Origin of the sequence: Novosphingobium sp. AAP83, from assembly GCF_001295795.1 — a bacterium.
Lineage (GTDB): Bacteria > Pseudomonadota > Alphaproteobacteria > Sphingomonadales > Sphingomonadaceae > Novosphingobium.
The window spans coordinates 366,394-382,354 of record NZ_LJHY01000022.1 but is presented as its reverse complement, the minus strand read 5'-3'; the positions used below and the strand labels follow the sequence as shown (position 1 = coordinate 382,354).

The 15,961-nt window shown below is 59.3% G+C and carries 12 protein-coding genes; 8 read left to right on the top strand and 4 right to left on the bottom strand.

Going from position 1 to position 15,961, the window contains the following annotated elements; translation table 11 throughout:
• Nucleotides 1-61 precede the first annotated feature (61 nt).
• The gene (gene rph, locus IP81_RS13360) at nt 62-775 is read right to left on the bottom strand and encodes a ribonuclease PH (protein ID WP_054108460.1); all 714 of its coding nucleotides are present in this window, start codon (nt 773-775) and stop codon (nt 62-64) included.
• Nucleotides 776-854: 79 nt separating this feature from the next.
• Between rph and hrcA the strand changes: the two genes are divergently transcribed.
• Nucleotides 855-1,919: a heat-inducible transcriptional repressor HrcA gene (gene hrcA, locus IP81_RS13355; protein WP_054108566.1), complete on the top strand. Its 1,065-nt coding sequence runs from the start codon at nt 855-857 to the stop codon at nt 1,917-1,919.
• Complete coding sequence (locus IP81_RS13350) at nt 1,916-2,476, top strand: nucleotide exchange factor GrpE (protein ID WP_054108459.1); 561 nt, start codon at nt 1,916-1,918, stop codon at nt 2,474-2,476. The genes hrcA and IP81_RS13350 overlap by 4 nt, the downstream gene beginning before the upstream one ends.
• A gap of 22 nt (nt 2,477-2,498) precedes the next feature.
• Here IP81_RS13350 and IP81_RS13345 read toward each other — a convergent pair whose 3' ends face one another.
• Nucleotides 2,499-2,993 carry a hypothetical protein gene (locus IP81_RS13345; protein WP_054108458.1) on the bottom strand — a complete coding sequence of 165 codons (495 nt, stop codon included), beginning with the start codon at nt 2,991-2,993 and terminating at the stop codon, nt 2,499-2,501.
• Nucleotides 2,990-3,544 (bottom strand): copper chaperone PCu(A)C, encoded by a 555-nt coding sequence (locus tag IP81_RS13340; RefSeq protein ID WP_054108457.1) that lies wholly within the window; start codon nt 3,542-3,544, stop codon nt 2,990-2,992. Before IP81_RS13340 ends, IP81_RS13345 begins: the two co-directional genes overlap by 4 nt.
• A 168-nt stretch (nt 3,545-3,712) precedes the next feature.
• On the opposite strand from IP81_RS13340, the gene dnaK reads away from it, so the two are divergent.
• Together dnaK and dnaJ are read left to right on the top strand one after the other, a co-directional pair.
• The gene (gene dnaK, locus IP81_RS13335; protein ID WP_054108456.1) at nt 3,713-5,623 is read left to right on the top strand and encodes a molecular chaperone DnaK; all 1,911 of its coding nucleotides are present in this window, start codon (nt 3,713-3,715) and stop codon (nt 5,621-5,623) included.
• A 70-nt stretch (nt 5,624-5,693) separates the two neighbouring features.
• A complete protein-coding gene (gene dnaJ, locus IP81_RS13330) occupies nt 5,694-6,830 on the top strand; it encodes a molecular chaperone DnaJ (protein ID WP_054108455.1) in 1,137 nt (378 codons plus the stop codon).
• Here dnaJ and IP81_RS13325 read toward each other — a convergent pair whose 3' ends face one another.
• Nucleotides 6,831-9,143, bottom strand: coding sequence for a patatin-like protein (locus tag IP81_RS13325; RefSeq protein ID WP_054108454.1), 2,313 nt, complete (start codon nt 9,141-9,143; stop codon nt 6,831-6,833).
• 237 nt (nt 9,144-9,380) lie between these two features.
• Between IP81_RS13325 and IP81_RS13320 the strand changes: the two genes are divergently transcribed.
• The 4 genes from IP81_RS13320 to IP81_RS13305 are packed head-to-tail and all read left to right on the top strand — an operon-like array spanning nt 9,381 to nt 15,888.
• Nucleotides 9,381-10,766 carry a TIGR03013 family XrtA/PEP-CTERM system glycosyltransferase gene (locus IP81_RS13320; RefSeq protein ID WP_054108453.1) on the top strand — a complete coding sequence of 462 codons (1,386 nt, stop codon included), beginning with the start codon at nt 9,381-9,383 and terminating at the stop codon, nt 10,764-10,766.
• Nucleotides 10,767-10,776: 10 nt separating this feature from the next.
• Nucleotides 10,777-12,912, top strand: coding sequence for an XrtA/PEP-CTERM system histidine kinase PrsK (prsK, locus tag IP81_RS13315; RefSeq protein WP_054108452.1), 2,136 nt, complete (start codon nt 10,777-10,779; stop codon nt 12,910-12,912).
• Entirely contained in the window at nt 12,912-14,288 is a 1,377-nt protein-coding gene (gene prsR, locus IP81_RS13310) for a PEP-CTERM-box response regulator transcription factor (RefSeq protein ID WP_054108565.1), read from the top strand. The genes prsK and prsR overlap by 1 nt, the downstream gene beginning before the upstream one ends.
• Nucleotides 14,289-14,292: 4 nt before the next feature.
• Nucleotides 14,293-15,888: a tetratricopeptide repeat protein gene (locus tag IP81_RS13305; RefSeq protein WP_197274625.1), complete on the top strand. Its 1,596-nt coding sequence runs from the start codon at nt 14,293-14,295 to the stop codon at nt 15,886-15,888.
• Nucleotides 15,889-15,961: the final 73 nt, after the last annotated feature.

The following is a 15,961-nucleotide window of genomic DNA, read 5'->3' as shown; positions in this document are numbered from 1 at the left end:
CTTAAATCGTCATTCCCGGCTTCGCAGGAATGACGATTTGAGGTGGCGGGATGGACGGGTTTTAGCCCACGGCCTTGGCTTGGGCGGCGAAGATCTGGTCGCAGCCCATGCGCGAGAGTCGCAGGAGGCGGAGCAGGGCTTCTTCGTCGTACGTGGCGCCTTCGGCGGTGGCCTGTACTTCAGCGATGTGGCCGCCTTCGATCAGCACGAAGTTGGCATCGGCATCAGCCGAGGAATCTTCGATATAATCAAGGTCGAGCACCGGGTTGCCCTTGTAGATGCCACAGGAAATGGCGGCGACCTTGCGGGTGAGTGGATCTTCCTTGATTGCACCGCTGGCCATAAGGCCTTGCACGGCAAGACGCAGGGCAATCCACGCGCCCGAGATAGAAGCGGTGCGGGTGCCGCCATCGGCCTGGATCACATCGCAATCCAATGTGATCTGGCGCTCGCCCAGCTTCTTCATGTCGGTGACAGCGCGCAACGAGCGACCGATCAGACGCTGGATTTCCTGCGTTCGGCCTGATTGCTTGCCCTTGGCCGCTTCACGGCTGCCACGGGTATGCGTGGCGCGGGGGAGCATCGAATACTCTGCGGTGACCCAACCTTCGCCCTTGCCACGCATGAACGGCGGCACGCGCTCTTCAACCGAGGCGGTGACGAGCACTTTGGTATCGCCAAAGCCGATCAGGACTGAGCCTTCAGCGTGCTTGGTGAAAGCGGTTTCAATAGTGATAGCGCGCATTTCATCCGGCGCGCGTCCTGACGGTCGCATGGGTTTTCCCTCAAAAGTTCGGAAAAGCCTCTGGCGCATTGCCCTTGCGCCTGCAAGAGCGGTAAACAGATTAGCGATGATGAATGGCCCCACCCTCTCCGATTTGACCGACCGCGCCCGCGAGATTTTCCGTCTTGTGGTGGAGGGCTATATTGCCAGCGGCCATCCAATGGGATCAAAAGCGCTGGCGGGGAGCGGTTCGGTGAATCTTTCGCCTGCTTCGATCCGGTCGGTCTTGCAGGAATTGCAGGACGCAGGATTGCTGGCGGCGCCGCATACCAGCGCGGGACGAATGCCGACCGAAGTGGGGCTGCGCCTGTTTGTCGATGGCATCATGCAAGTAGCAGAGCCTACCGCTATTGAACGCGCTCAGATTGAGCGTGGGCTGACGACGGGGGGTTCCATCGAAAATGCGCTGGCGGCGGCGAGTTCGGCTTTGTCTGAGCTTTCGGCAGGCGCCGCGGTGGTGATGGTGCCTCGCCGCGAGCCGCGCCTCGTGCAGATTTCGTTCGTTGCGCTTTCGCCGGTACGCGCACTGGTCGTGCTGGTGGGCGAAGATGGCGGGATCGAGAACCGGGTGATTGATCTGCCCGAGCCTGTGGGTGCTTATGCCTTGGAGCAGGCAGGCAATTATCTGACGAGCCGGTTGATGGGGCGCACGCTGGTCGAGGCGCTGGCGGTTATACGCGCTGAAATTGCAGGCGGGCGTTCGGCGCTGGATACGGTGAGCGCGGGCCTGGTTGAGCGCGGGCTTGCGGTCTGGAGCTTTGATGCAGCGCAGCGTCCGGTGCTGGTGGTGCGGGGCCAAGCCAATTTGTTGGATGATGCGGCGTTGCATGACATCGAACGCGTGCGCCAATTGCTGGACGAGTTGGAAAGCACCGAGGCAATTGCGGCCGTGCTGGATGCCGCACGTGAAGCGCAGGCGACGCGGATTTTCATTGGTAGCGAGAACCGTTTGTTTTCTTTATCCGGCTCGTCTGTCATCGCCTCACCATGGCGCGATGGCGATGGCCGCGTGGTGGGCGTAGTGGGAGTAATCGGGCCGACTCGGTTGAATTATGCGCGGGTCGTCCCCATGGTAGATTTCACGGCCCAGACACTGGGCAAATTCATCGGACAAGACGGGTTTTCTAGAAAATGAGCGATAACGACACACGCCCAACCGACGCAGAGATCGAAGCGGAACTGAAGGGTGTGCCCGAAGATATGATCGAACAGCCTTCGGCTAATGAAGAGCTGGCTCGGCTGCGTGAAGATCTTGAAACGGCAAAGCAGGACATCCTCTACGCCAAGGCCGAAACGCAGAATGTGCGCCGCCGCATGGAAAAAGACGTGTCAGACGCGCGTGCCTATGCCGCAACCGGTTTTGCCCGCGATGTGCTTTCGGTGGCAGACAATCTTGCCCGCGCGTTGGAAACGATCCCCGCTGACTTGCGCGAAGACGACAAGTTCAAGAACCTTGTAGCAGGGCTTGAAGCCACGGGCCGCGAGGTCGAGAAGGTTTTTGCAGCGCACGGTATCATCCGAATTGCAGCGATGGGCATGCCGCTTGATCCGCATCAGCATCAGGCGATGATTGAAATGCCATCCGCCGATGTTGAACCTGGCACGGTGATTTCCGAATTGCAGGCCGGTTACATGATCAAGGACCGTCTGTTGCGCCCCGCGATGGTGGCAGTGGCCAAGAAGCCTGATTGATCAGGCTTCCGGGGTAAAGCGGTTAGCCCTGTCGAAACGGAAGCAGCGCTTCCAGCAAATCTACATGCGGGGCCTCCGGTGACGGGTGGCCCCGTTTTGCGATGAACCAGTGGCGCACGATTTCAGCCTGTTGTTCGATGCCATAGCGCGCGAATGGTTTACCGTCGTGGTAAGTATAGCCATAGCGGCAGAACGGGTGGCGCATGAATGGCAGCCACCAGCGCCCGCGATGCTGGGATTGCCAGACATGGACCATTTCATGAACGAACAGCCCTTGTTCTGACAGCGTTGCGCAGGAAAAATCATCGCAATAGCGCGAGCAGGCAGGCGTAAAGTGGATGTGGCCCATCGGAGCCATGACCGTACCGGTCGGCTGGAAAGGAAACCAGCGGCGACGGCGGATGCGGACGGGATCGGGATTGATGGCCGCGCCGAAGACTTCTGCCACCAGCGCGCGTTCGCCGTGGGTCAGGGGGCGTTCTGCGCCCGGTGGGCAAAGAGCGCAGTCCTTGCTCACATCTTGCTCATGTCGTGATCCATTCCGGACATATCATGATCGCCCGCTACGCCGTCCATAGCGCCGCCAATGCTTTCGATTTTGGCGGGCGCACTGACTTTGTCGCCATTGTCGAGCGTGATGGTGATTTCAGTGGTGTCGCCAGCCTTGAGCGTATCAGCCACGCCGAACAGCATGATGTGCAATCCGCCGGGTTTGAATGCGATAGCCTTGCCGGTTTCCAGTGCCACATCCTTGACCGCGCGCATCGATGACACGCCTTTTTCGGTAGCGGTTTCGTGCATTTCGGCGCGTTCTGCACCTTCGACATAGACCCCTGCGATTTTGCGGGCAGGGCCACTGCCTTGGTTAACCGCAAAATAGGCAACGCCGGGTGCGCCCGGAACAGCCGGGAGGCGAACAATGGCATCAGTGACGGTAACGCCGGGCGCGTTGTCTGGCGATGCAGCGGAAGATTCGCTGGCGTCGGTGGTTGGCTTGTCCGTTTTTTGGCCACATCCGCCGAGGATCAGCGCCATTGCGGAAAGGCTTACGAACATCATCTTGCGCATAACCATCTACTCCTCATGCTGAATTGCTTCACGCGGTAAGCGCACTGGGGCCTTGTGCCAAGCGGAACCACACCTATATCGCCGTCAATCGAGCCGCGTTCGGCGGTCTGCCCGGCAGGGGGACCATCCATCCTCGCGGTGTCCAGATTGGAAGGAAATGGGGAAACCATGGCTAAAGTAATCGGTATCGATCTCGGCACGACCAACAGCTGCGTTGCAGTGATGGATGGCGGCACGCCGAAGGTTATTGAAAATTCGGAAGGTGCGCGCACCACCCCGTCGATCGTCGCATTCACCAAGGATGGTGAGCGTTTGATCGGACAGCCGGCCAAGCGCCAGGCTGTTACCAACCCGGACAACACGATTTTCGCGGTAAAGCGCCTGATCGGCCGCCGCTTTGACGATCCGTTGACCCAGAAGGACACGGAACTCGTCCCTTATACCATCGCCAAGGGCAAGAATGGCGATGCGTGGGTTTCGGCTGGTGGCCAGGACTACAGCCCTTCGCAGATCAGCGCCTTCACCCTGCAAAAGATGAAGGAAACCGCCGAGGCTTATCTTGGCGAGACCGTCACGCAGGCCGTTATCACGGTTCCTGCCTACTTTAACGACGCGCAACGCCAGGCAACCAAGGACGCCGGACAGATTGCCGGTCTTGAAGTGCTGCGCATCATCAACGAGCCGACCGCAGCGGCTCTGGCCTATGGCCTCGACAAGCAGGATGGCAAAACCATCGCGGTTTATGACCTTGGTGGCGGTACGTTCGATATCTCCGTGCTGGAAATCGGTGACGGCGTGTTCGAAGTAAAGTCGACCAACGGCGATACGTTCCTGGGCGGTGAAGATTTTGACACGGTTGTGGTCGAGTACCTGGCTGACAAGTTCAAGGCCAAGGAAAACATGGACCTGCGTGGCGACAAGCTCGCCCTGCAACGCCTGAAGGAAGCGGCTGAAAAGGCGAAGATCGAACTGTCATCTGCGCAGACCACCGAAATCAACCTGCCGTTCATCACAGCCCGCATGGAAGGTGGCGCAACCACCCCCTTGCATCTGGTGGAAACGATCACGCGTTCGGACCTTGAAAAGCTGGTTGCCGGCCTGATCCAGCGCACGCTGGAGCCTTGCAAGAAGGCGCTGGCCGATGCTGGCGTTTCGTCGAAGGATATCGACGAAGTCGTGCTGGTTGGCGGTATGACCCGCATGCCCAAGGTGCGCGAAGTCGTGAAGGACTTCTTCGGCAAGGAGCCACACACCGGTGTGAACCCTGACGAAGTCGTGGCGATGGGCGCTGCCATTCAGGCAGGCGTGCTTCAGGGCGACGTCAAGGACGTGCTGCTGCTCGATGTAACCCCGCTTTCGCTGGGCATCGAAACACTCGGCGGCATCATGACGCGCATGATCGATCGCAACACCACGATCCCAACCAAGAAGAGCCAGGTTTATTCGACGGCTGAAGACAATCAGCAGGCCGTTACGATCCGGGTATTCCAAGGTGAGCGCGAGATGGCGCAGGACAACAAGATGCTCGGCCAGTTCGATCTTGTTGGCATTCCATCAGCGCGCCGGGGCGTGCCGCAGATCGAAGTCACATTCGACATCGACGCCAACGGCATCGTCAACGTCTCGGCCAAGGACAAGGGCACGGGCAAGGAACAGCAGATCCGCATCCAAGCCTCGGGCGGTCTTTCGGATTCGGACATCGACCAGATGGTCCGTGATGCTGAAAAGTTTGCCGATGAGGACAAGAAGCGCCGCGCCGAGGCTGAAGCTAAAAACAACGCTGAAAGCCTGATCCATGCGACCGAGCGTCAATTGGAAGAAAATGGCGACAAGGTTGATGCTTCGCTGAAGGCTGAAATCGAAGCAGCGATTGCCGAAGCCAAGACGGCTGTGGAAAGCGGCAACGTGGAAGCGATGACTGCCAAGACTCAGGAACTGACCGACAAGGCCATGAAGATGGGTCAGGCGATCTATGAGAAGGAGCAGGCTGCTGGTGCTTCTCCGGGCGCTGACGCTGGCGCAAAGGCTGATGATGATGTGGTCGATGCCGAGTTCTCGGAAGTCGACGACACCAAGTGATGTTGCGATGAACCAGACCCGCCGCTTGCCTTGAGGCTCGCGGCGGGTCTTTATTTGTCAGGGAAACGCAATGTCGACCGAAATCGACTTTTACGAATTGCTCCAGGTTGAGCGCACTGCCGACGATAAGGTGCTGAAATCCGCCTATCGCAAGCTCGCGATGATTCATCATCCGGACAAAAATCCGGGAAACCCTGAAGCCGAAGCGAAGTTCAAGCAGATCAACGAGGCCTATGCGTGCCTGTCTGATCCGCAAAAACGCGCGGCCTACGACCGTTATGGCCATGCTGCATTCCAGCAGGGCGGCGGCGGAAATCCCGGCGGTGGCGGCTTTGGCGGCGGAGATTTCGGCGATATCGGCGATATCTTTGAAACGATCTTTGGCGGCGGGTTCAGCAGCGGCGGACGCCAGCAAGCCCGGCGTGGTGCCGATTTGCGCTATGACATGGAAATCACGCTGGAAGATGCTTTCCACGGCAAAGATGCTGAAATTGCGGTAGAAGTATCGCAATCTTGCACGCCATGTGGCGGTTCGGGCGCTACGCCCGGTACGTCGGCGCGGCGCTGCAACTTGTGCAAGGGCCACGGCAAAGTCCGCGCGCAGCAGGGCTTCTTTATGGTCGAACGGCCATGCCCGACGTGCCACGGGCGCGGCGAGATTATTGAATCGCCCTGCAAGAGTTGCCGGGGCGAGGGGCGAGTAGACGCCGAACAGAAGTTGCAGGTCAACATTCCGGCAGGTGTCGATAATGGCACACGCATTCGCCTTGCCGGCAAGGGCGAGGCGGGGCCGTTTGGCGCACCGTCAGGTGACTTGTACATTTTCCTGCATGTTCAACGCCATGCGATGTTTGAACGCGAAGGCACAACGCTGCTGACGCGTTGCCCGATCAGCTTCACCAAGGCCGCTTTGGGCGGTGAGGTAGAAATTCCGGGGATGGATGGCCGGGTTCATACGATTGAAATTCCCGCCGGTATCCAATCGGGCAAGCAGTTGCGCAAGCGTGGTGCGGGCATGCCTGTGCTGCAAGGGCGCGGTGTGGGTGATCTGGTGGTCGAAATCCAGGTGGAGACTCCCAGCAAGCTTACAGCGCGCCAGAAGGAAATCCTGCGCGAGTTTCAGGCTACCGAAACGGGTGAAGAATGCCCGCAATCCAAGGGCTTCTTCGACCGGATCAAGGATGCCTGGACCGATTTGACGGAATAGCTAGTCCGGAAAGGCCGCCACGACTTCAGCCCTGATCCCGGCGATCAGACCGGGTTCAGCGATCAGGCGGCCTTCCTCTTCCTCAAGGATCGCGAGGAAGGCATCGCGTTTGAATGCGTGGATGGCTTTATCGGGCAAGGGCACATCGACGGTTGAGGCGATCAGATCGATCATCCGTTCGGCACCGTGCAGGCGGCCCCACAGATAATCGTTTTCCCGATAGGCGCGGCTGAAGAATGCGCCGAAGTTGAAAAACTCAACGCCGCGCAGGCACGCAAAGGTGCCGCCTTTGCGGATCGAGGTCGCGTCATCAGGCGAGATACGATCAACTTTTACCGGATCGAATTCGTTCATGCCTTCGCCTTGCAGCAATGGCAGCGTGGCGATGTCATAGAACGGGAAGCCAAGATAGGCGTGCAAGAAGCGCCGGCGCAGCGGCTTGTCCATGCTGTCGAGCGCGGCGATGAGGATAGTGTCTACTTGCAGATCCAATCCGATCAAATCGCGGCGGGCCGCGATGGCAGAGAGCACAGCGCCCGGATCAACCATCGCAACAGCTGCTGTTTCTGCAAATCCCGGGCCTAAGCCTTCGGCAGTCTCGCGGCCTTGATAGAGTGCTTGGGCGCGGTAGACGGCATCGCGGGCAGCCTCGCGGGCGGCGGGGCTGACATCGTCGCTGGCCTCCCATTCATGCGTCAAGCGACGGGCGAGCAACTTCAGGCGGCGAATGCGGAAGGCGATGTCGTGTGTTCGAAAGAAAAGGATCGCCTGATCGGTGGCTCCACCGCGCAGAGCTGACAGGTGATCCATTCCATTTTGCGCCAAGTGCGCCCATAAAACAGTCTCGACTTTGGCAGCCGACGCCGCTTGTGGCGCCGCCTCGTAGATCAGTTCGGCAAGGCTGGTAATGATCCCTGATAGCTTGGTTTGCGCATAACTGTGGAAGGCAAAGCCCGCCCGCTCTGCGGCGGTTTGCTGCGCTTTGTTGCGCCATGCGGTCAGCCTGCGCGCAGAGGGGCGATCAAAGAATAACGTGTGCCCGAACAGGTGTTCGACGGCTTCTTCAATCTCCGGGCGCAGTGCTTCGACGATCAGACGCAGGCGCGCGCGCTGGCGGGACTGGCGCTCAAGTGCTTCGAGGTTGTCGCGGATCGGTTGTTCGCGCGGGATAGATGAGAGCGAGCCGAAAATAACTGAAAAGAAGCCTACCGTGCGCCCGCCTTTCGGGGCGATCCGCATGTGATCGGGGCTGGGATCGATATAAACAAAGCGGCGATCAACCTCGCGCCGCGCCGGGCGATCGCGCAGCACGCCAATCGCTTGGGCAAAGGGGCGGTTGACCAGCACTGCACCATCAACCAGCGCGACGCTATCAATGCTGCCGCGTTTCCAGTGGCCGGGCATGATCCGTTCAAGGAAGGCGTCACGGCCCCGCCATAACGTGCCGCGTTCTTGCACCAGCTGGTCGATCTCCTCGACCAGCAGCGGCGGGAACGCACCGGGGAAGCTGGCAGTGGACCGCGCAGCCAGTACCAGTTCGGGAGCTGCAGCAAGGCCCGCAGGGTGTTTGCGATCAGCCATGTGCCGAAACGCAATCGACAGGCGGTGTTCGCTCTCGACCACCGTGGGCGGGCTGTTCAGGCGGATTTCTTCAAGGTGGCCGTTAAAATCGGTCGCAGTTACCAGCAGGTCAATCGGATGGCCATCGGGCAGTAAGGGCGCACCTTCGGGGGCAGACGCCATGGCATCAAGCGCATCGGCGATCATCCGCGAAAAGCCGATGCCGCTAAACGGTGGCGAGAACCAGCGCGCGCGGATCAGGCTCGATACCTTCCGCCGCACTTCCGAGCGGGTTTGCGGCGCGACGGTGCTGCTGACGACGTTGCCGGGGCGCTTCAGCACGAACCACACTAGCGGTTGCGCCCAGAACTTGGCAAAGCGGCCCCATGGCTTGGCGTCAGGATCAAGCAATACGTCTATGTCTGCGCGTTCAAGCCACATCGCGGTCAGAGGCTCAAGGCTTTGGCCGGTAGCGATGGCTTGTGCCAGGAACACACCATTGATGCCGCCTGCACTCGCGCCCGAGATGATATCGGGCAAAAGCCGCACGCGCAGTTCGCGGCTAAGTGCGATTTCTTCAAACAGGCGCACATACACCTGCTCTACACCATGGACATTATCGCTTTGCGGGCAATGGAACGCCCGACTTGCGCGGGTGGCGTGCCATAGTTCCTTGGTCACGCCGTGCATGTACACTGCAAGGCTGATGCCGCCAAAACACACGAGTGCGGTACGCAATTCTTTTTGCCGCATGGGTGAGACATGGCAGGGTTCGCGCCACTCTACCAGAGAGATTTAACGTCAAAATATGTAAAAACACCCGACAACGGAATTTAGATTTTTCAACTATATTATTGTAAACGAATGATAAAAGTTAAAACCGCCCTCGTTTTATGATTGTCAGAGTAACCGACGCTTTACCCTTTGTGCCTAGAGCAAACCTTGACTTGACCCGCTCCGGGTCTGGCAGGGGTATCGAGCGCCGGTGCAATGATCCGCTTGTTCAAACATTACATCCCGCATTCGGTCCTGCTGTTGGGCCTGTTGGACTTTATCCTGCTGATGGCGGCAGGCGAAGTCGGCTGGCAAGTGCGGGCGCACCAAATCGGGATGGACCCGGGCCTTGTGCCCTTACGGATGACTCCGCTTTTGATCTTTGCTGCATTGGTGCAAACGGCCATGATCGCGGTGGGGGTTTATGGCTCGGAAGCATTGCGGTCTTTGCGCTATGCAACGGCGCGATTGCTAGTGGCGATAAGCCTTGGAATCATCGCGCTGTCAGTCGTTTATTTCCTGTTGCCCGGACATACGCTGTGGCGATCCAACCTGCTTTACGCAATGTTCCTTTCCATGGGATCACTGGTGTCGATCCGGCTGTTGCTGGGGGGCTTGCTGGGAACAGCCGCGTTCCGCCGCCGTGTGCTGGTGCTTGGTGCTGGGGCGCGGGCAGAACGGTTGCGCAAGTTGGGTGAGAAGCCTGAATCCGGGTTTGCGATTGTCGGCTATATCGGCATGAGCAGTGTGGCGCCTGTCGTGATTGAAGCCATCCATCGCGATGCGATCAACAATCTCACGCGGTATGTTGAAAATCTCGGGGTTAGCGAAGTGGTGCTGGCGCTGGAGGAGCGGCGCAATGCCTTGCCTCTCAAGGATTTGCTCAGGATTAAAACCACCGGTGTTCACGTTAACGACTTCTCGACTTTCATGGAGCGTGAGACGGGCCGGGTGGACCTTGATACTGTCAATCCGAGCTGGCTGATTTTCTCGGACGGATTCTCATCAGGTCGCGCCATATCGAGCGCCTCGAAGCGACTGTTCGATATTGCGGTCAGTCTGCTCTTGCTGGTTTTGACGCTGCCGGTGATCGTGCTGTTTGCGATTTTGGTAAAGCTGGATAGCAAAGGCCCGGCGTTTTTCCGCCAGACCCGCGTCGGCCTTTACGGCGAGACGTTTGATGTGATCAAACTGCGTTCGATGCGCACCGATGCCGAGGTCAACGGTGCACAGTTTGCGCAGGAGAACGACCCTCGTGTGACACGGATCGGACGGATGATCCGCCAGTTGCGCATTGATGAACTGCCGCAAACGTGGACGGTGCTGACCGGCAAAATGAGCTTTGTCGGCCCGCGCCCCGAACGCCCCGAATTTGTCGCCAGTCTGGAAGATGAACTGCCTTATTATGCCGAGCGGCATATGGTGAAGCCCGGGATCACGGGCTGGGCGCAGATCAACTATCCCTACGGCGCATCGCTTGAGGATTCGCGCCACAAGCTTGAATACGATCTGTACTACGCCAAGAACTACACCCCGTTTCTTGATCTGCTGATCTTGCTGCAAACCTTGCGCGTCGTGCTGTGGCACGAAGGCGCGCGGTGAGGATCGGGTAGTGTCGAGCCCGCTTACCTGGCAAGGCCTCGGGCAATGGATGTTCATCACATCTGCCTTTGCATTTCTATTGCTGATCGGCTGGCGCTGGGATGGACGCCGCCGCAAACGCGAGCAATCGGGCTGGACCGAGATCACAGTATTCGCAGTGATCGCGGCTTGGTCGCTGGTTGCTGCTGCCAATGGCCCGACAGCACTGGTTAGCCAGCTCTTCGAAACGCTGCGCAGCATTGCTCTGCTTGGCCTGACCCTTGCGTTGTTCACGCGTGATGGCCGGCATACCAGCGTCGGGCCGATCCGTCCGGTTATCGCATCGCTTGTCTTCGTCGAATTGCTGCAATTCCTGCTGATCTTGATGCAGTTCCGCTTTGGGCCGAACCATGGCGTACAGGAGATGATCCTCCAGATATCGGGTATGTTCCGGTTGCTGGTGGCGATCGGGGGGCTTGTGTTGGTGCACAACCTCTATGCTGGCGCAATCGCGCACCAGCGCACAGCTTTGCGATGGACATGCGCGGCATTGGCAACGCTTTGGGGGTACGATCTCAACTTATACACAATCGCTTATCTTTCGCGCCAATTGCCGATGGAGCTTGCCGCATTGCGCGGGCTTGCCCAGATCACTGCGGCGGGGTTGCTAGTCATCGGGGCCGTGCGAGGCCGCTCGGCAACGCGCTTTTCGCCATCGCGTGCCGTTGCGTTCCAATCGCTGTCGCTGATGGTGATCGGTGGATACATGATCGTCATGGTTGGTGCCGCGCAATCGCTGGCGTGGCTTGGCGGAAATGCCAGCCAATTGGCGCACCTCGGGTTTGTGTTCGTATCCAGTGTACTGGTGCTCGCGGTAATCCCCTCTGGCAGAGTGCGTGGTTGGATCAAGGTCATGCTGGCCAAGCACTTCTTCCAGCATCGCTATGACTATCGCGCCGAATGGCTGCGTTTCACGCGCACCATCGGGCGCGCAGGTTCGCAAACCCCGCCGCTGCACGAGCGTGTGGTCCAAGCTGTCGCGGATATCACCGACAGTTCGGCGGGATTGCTGCTGGTGCCAGCCGAAAGTGGCGAACTGGTTCTAGCATCGCGCTGGCAATGGCCGACGGCGGATGTGCCGGCAGAAGCATTGGAGGCTGCCAGCGTGCCCTTGTTCGAAAAGCGGGCATTTATCGTCGACCTTGATGAAGTGCGCGCAGGCGTGGATCATCAGGGCGAGATCGGCTCTTTGCCCGCTTGGATGCTCGCTGAACATTCAGCTTGGGCGCTGGTGCCATTGCTGCATTTTGACAGGCTGGTGGGGCTGGTCGTGCTGGGCCGTCCCCAAGTGGCGCGCAAACTGGATTGGGAGGACTTCGATCTGCTGCGTGTAGTTGGCATGCAGTTGGCGAGCTATCTGGCCGAACATACCGGCCAGTCCGCCTTGCTGGAAGCCAGCCGCTTTGACGAGTTCAACCGCCGCATTGCTTTTGTGATGCACGACATTAAAAATCTCGCGAGCCAGATCAGCCTGCTGGTGCGCAATGCCGAGAAGCACGCCGAGAACCCTGACTTTCGCGCCGATATGCTGATCACGCTGCGTAATGCCGCAGACAAACTCAACAGCCTGCTGGCGCGGTTGTCCCGCTATGGCACCAGCGGCACCGAACGGGTTGAGGATATTGACGCTAGCGAAGTTATCGAAGCGATCGCAGCACGCTATAACACGCCGGGCTTGCCGCAGCTTTACGTGACGCAAAGCCAGCCGTGCCAAGTGATGGCCAACCGCGAGGCGTTAGAGCAGGTCATTCTGCATCTGGTGCAAAACGCGTTTGATGCCAGCCCCGAAGGGATGGCGGTGTTTTTGCAGGTCAGCGTTGATGGGTTGAATGGCATCATTGAGGTGATCGATACCGGTTCAGGCATGAGCGCGGAATTCATCCGCAATCGCCTGTTCAAGCCGTTTGTTTCAACCAGGCAGGGTGGTTTTGGCATTGGCGCATTTGAAGCGCGCGAACTGGTCAAAGCGATGCGGGGGCGGTTGGACGTCGAAAGCCGTGAAGGGCTTGGCAGCCGGTTTACCGTGCGCCTGCCGCTAACCGCAGCCCGGCCGTTGATGGATTCCATCGAGGCGAGCGCGAGCTCTCCCGACAAGAAGGTGGCATGATGAGCGATACCCAGCCCAATAAGCGGCCTGTGCTGTTGATCGTCGAGGACGATCCCGGCCTGCAAGCGCAGTTGAAGTGGGCGTATGAAGATTTCGAGGTGGTTATCGCTGGCGATCGCGCCAGCGCGCTGACGTTGTTGCGCGCAGAAGATCCGGTTGTTGTCACGCTCGACCTTGGCCTGCCGCCTGACCCAGATGGTACGACCGAAGGCTTTGCCGTGTTGGACGAGATCATGGCGCTGCGCCCCGATATCAAGGTGATCGTCGCCTCGGGCCATGGCGCGCGCGAATCTGCGTTGAAAGCCATCGAGAAGGGGGCTTATGACTTCTATCAGAAGCCGGTCGACATTGACGCTTTGGGCCTGATCGTTCGCCGAGCGTTGCATCTTTCGCGGATCGAAGCGGAAAACCGCAATCTGGCGACGCGCGCCTCGTCTGACAATAAAGTGCTGGGCCGGATGATCACTGCCGCGCCCGAGATGGTCAAAGTTGCCCGCACGATAGAGCGTGTGGCCAATACCAACGCATCGGTCATGTTGTTGGGGGCCAGTGGTACCGGCAAGGAACTGCTGGCGCGCGGTCTGCACGATGCCTCGAACCGCGCCAATGGATCGTTCATTGCGATCAATTGTGCGGCGATCCCCGAAAACCTGTTGGAAAGCGAATTGTTCGGGCACGAGAAAGGTGCATTTACCGGCGCTGTCAAAACAACCGAAGGCAAGATCGAACTGGCCAGCGGCGGCACGCTGTTCCTTGATGAGGTTGGCGATATTCCGCTGCAACTTCAGGTAAAGCTTTTGCGGTTTTTGCAGGAGCGCACGATTGAACGCATTGGTGGACGGCGCTCAATCGAGGTGGACACGCGCATTGTTTGCGCCACACACCAAAACCTTGAGGCGATGATTGCCGATAACCGGTTTCGCGAGGACCTGTATTACCGGCTTGCCGAAATTGTGGTGCGGATACCCAGTCTGGCAGAGCGTCCGGGCGATGCTACGCTTCTGGCCAAGACGTTTCTTTTGCGCTTTGCCGCAGAGATGAATCCGCAAGTCAAAGGGCTGGCCGCCGATGCGTTGGCTGCTATCGATAGCTGGAACTGGCCGGGCAATGTGCGCGAGTTGGAAAACCGCCTGAAGCGCGCGGTGATTATGGCAGATGGCAAGTTGGTGACCGCTGCCGATCTTGATTTGCCAAGCTCTGCGCAGGAACAAGGCACCCCGCTTAACCTCAAGACAGCACGTGAAGCCACGGATCGCAAAATCATTCGCCATGCTTTGGCGCGCAGTGAGGGCAATATCTCCAGCACAGCAAAACTGCTCGGGATAAGCAGGCCCACACTTTATGACCTGCTCAAGCAGTACGATTTGCAGACGTAAGCCCATGCGCTCTCCTTCCAAACATTTGGGCGCAGCTTTGGCCTTGCTGTTGCTGGCCGGCGCTATGCCCGTACGCGGCGATGCATCTGGCGATGCACTGGACGCCGCCCTTGCCAAAGCCCGGGCGGCACTGGCGAAAGGGGATGGCATTGCCGCAGAGGCGCCATTGCGTTCGGCAGTGCGCAGCGGGGCAGCAGCGGACACGGTGCGTGCAGAGCTGGGCGAGGCGCTGCTGCTTCAGGGTGATCGGCGTGAGGCGCGCAAGCTGCTCTATGGCGGCGATTTCATCAGCGAAAGCGCCGCGCATGGCTGGCATCTTCGTGGTCGGCTTGAACTTGCCGAAGGCCGTCTGCCCGAGGCTGGGCGCGCCTTTGATCAGGCGTTGCGGCTTGATGGCAACAATGCGACGCTGTGGATCGATATAGCGCGCTTGCGTTTCAGCGGCGGTGAGCAGGCGCAGGCCATTGATGCAGCGGACCGGGCGGTTCAATTGAATCCCAAAGATCCGCGCGCGCTTGAATTGCGGGGGCTTTTGATCCGCGAACAGTTCGGCCTTTTTGCCGCGCTGCCATGGTTTGAGGCAGGTTTGCAAGTGGCCCCGAACGATGTGGGGCTGCTGAGCGAGTATGCCGCAACGCTTGGCGATATGGGCCAATACAGGGCGATGCTGGTAGTTTGTCGCAAATTGACATCGGTTGATCCGGGCAATGTGCGGGCCTTGTATTTGCAGGCCGTTCTGGCGGCGAGGGCGGGGCAGACCACACTGGCCCGCAAGATACTTCAGCAAACCGGCACGGCCTTGCGCGATGTGCCGGCGGTGGTGCTGCTAAATGGAATTCTGGAATACCGGGCGGGCAACGGCAATCTGGCGGTCGGGCATTTCAACAGGTTGGTGCGGATGCAGCCCGATAATCTGCAAGCGCGCATGTTGTTTGTCCGCGCGCTAAGTCGTCAGGGGCTGAATGCCGAGGCGGTTGAGGCGGCGGGCTTGTGGGTCAAGCAGGGCTTTGCGCCGCCTTATCTGTTGGCAAGTACCGGGCAGGCCTATCTGGCGATAGGCCGGAAAGTGGAAGGGGCGGCCATGCTCGCGCGGGCCGATGATTTGGGCGAGCGACCCGCGCAGCCCATTCCTCCGGCGCAATCCTTGGGGGCGCTCGCGATCAGTTATGCCGATGCGCCGAACTTTGCCGGAAATGCGGTGCCCTACCTTCGCGGGTTGATCAGTGCAGGTGAGGGGCCGCGCGCAAAATCTGTGGCGGATCGTTTGCGGCTAGCCAATCCCGGTGCCGTGGATGCTTGGCTTTTATCGGCCGATACGCGCATGGCGCTGGGTGACAGGCTGGGTGCGCTGGATATGTATGGCAGGGCTGCCATGATCAGGTTTAATCTGCCCACATTGCTGCGGATCGATCACGCGATGCGCGCGCTTGGCCGTCCTGCGGATGCCAATGCCATGGTTGCTCGCTATCTGCGGCAGAACCCCGGTAACCCGCAAGCACTCAAGTTATTGGCCTATGGCCGTACGGCTGTGAGTGATGATGTTGGTGCGGCGCGCATCGAGGCAGTGTTGCAAGCGCGGGCTTTGCGCAATCCATCGTGAAATGTCCCCTCGACAGGGCAGGGCCGCGTGACTAATCCCCCGTCAATCGTTCGATTAATGGTGGAGGTTTTGG

Excerpts from the sequence above, each read along its gene's own strand:
- rph (WP_054108460.1), bottom strand. The coding sequence starts at position 775 with ATGCGACCGTCAGGACGCGCGCCGGATGAAATGCGCGCTATCACTATT.
- hrcA (WP_054108566.1), top strand. The coding sequence starts at position 855 with ATGAATGGCCCCACCCTCTCCGATTTGACCGACCGCGCCCGCGAGATT.
- IP81_RS13350 (WP_054108459.1), top strand. The coding sequence starts at position 1,916 with ATGAGCGATAACGACACACGCCCAACCGACGCAGAGATCGAAGCGGAA.
- IP81_RS13340 (WP_054108457.1), bottom strand. The coding sequence starts at position 3,544 with ATGCGCAAGATGATGTTCGTAAGCCTTTCCGCAATGGCGCTGATCCTC.
- dnaK (WP_054108456.1), top strand. The coding sequence starts at position 3,713 with ATGGCTAAAGTAATCGGTATCGATCTCGGCACGACCAACAGCTGCGTT.
- dnaJ (WP_054108455.1), top strand. The coding sequence starts at position 5,694 with ATGTCGACCGAAATCGACTTTTACGAATTGCTCCAGGTTGAGCGCACT.
- IP81_RS13325 (WP_054108454.1), bottom strand. The coding sequence starts at position 9,143 with ATGCGGCAAAAAGAATTGCGTACCGCACTCGTGTGTTTTGGCGGCATC.
- IP81_RS13320 (WP_054108453.1), top strand. The coding sequence starts at position 9,381 with ATGATCCGCTTGTTCAAACATTACATCCCGCATTCGGTCCTGCTGTTG.
- prsR (WP_054108565.1), top strand. The coding sequence starts at position 12,912 with ATGAGCGATACCCAGCCCAATAAGCGGCCTGTGCTGTTGATCGTCGAG.
- IP81_RS13305 (WP_197274625.1), top strand. The coding sequence starts at position 14,293 with ATGCGCTCTCCTTCCAAACATTTGGGCGCAGCTTTGGCCTTGCTGTTG.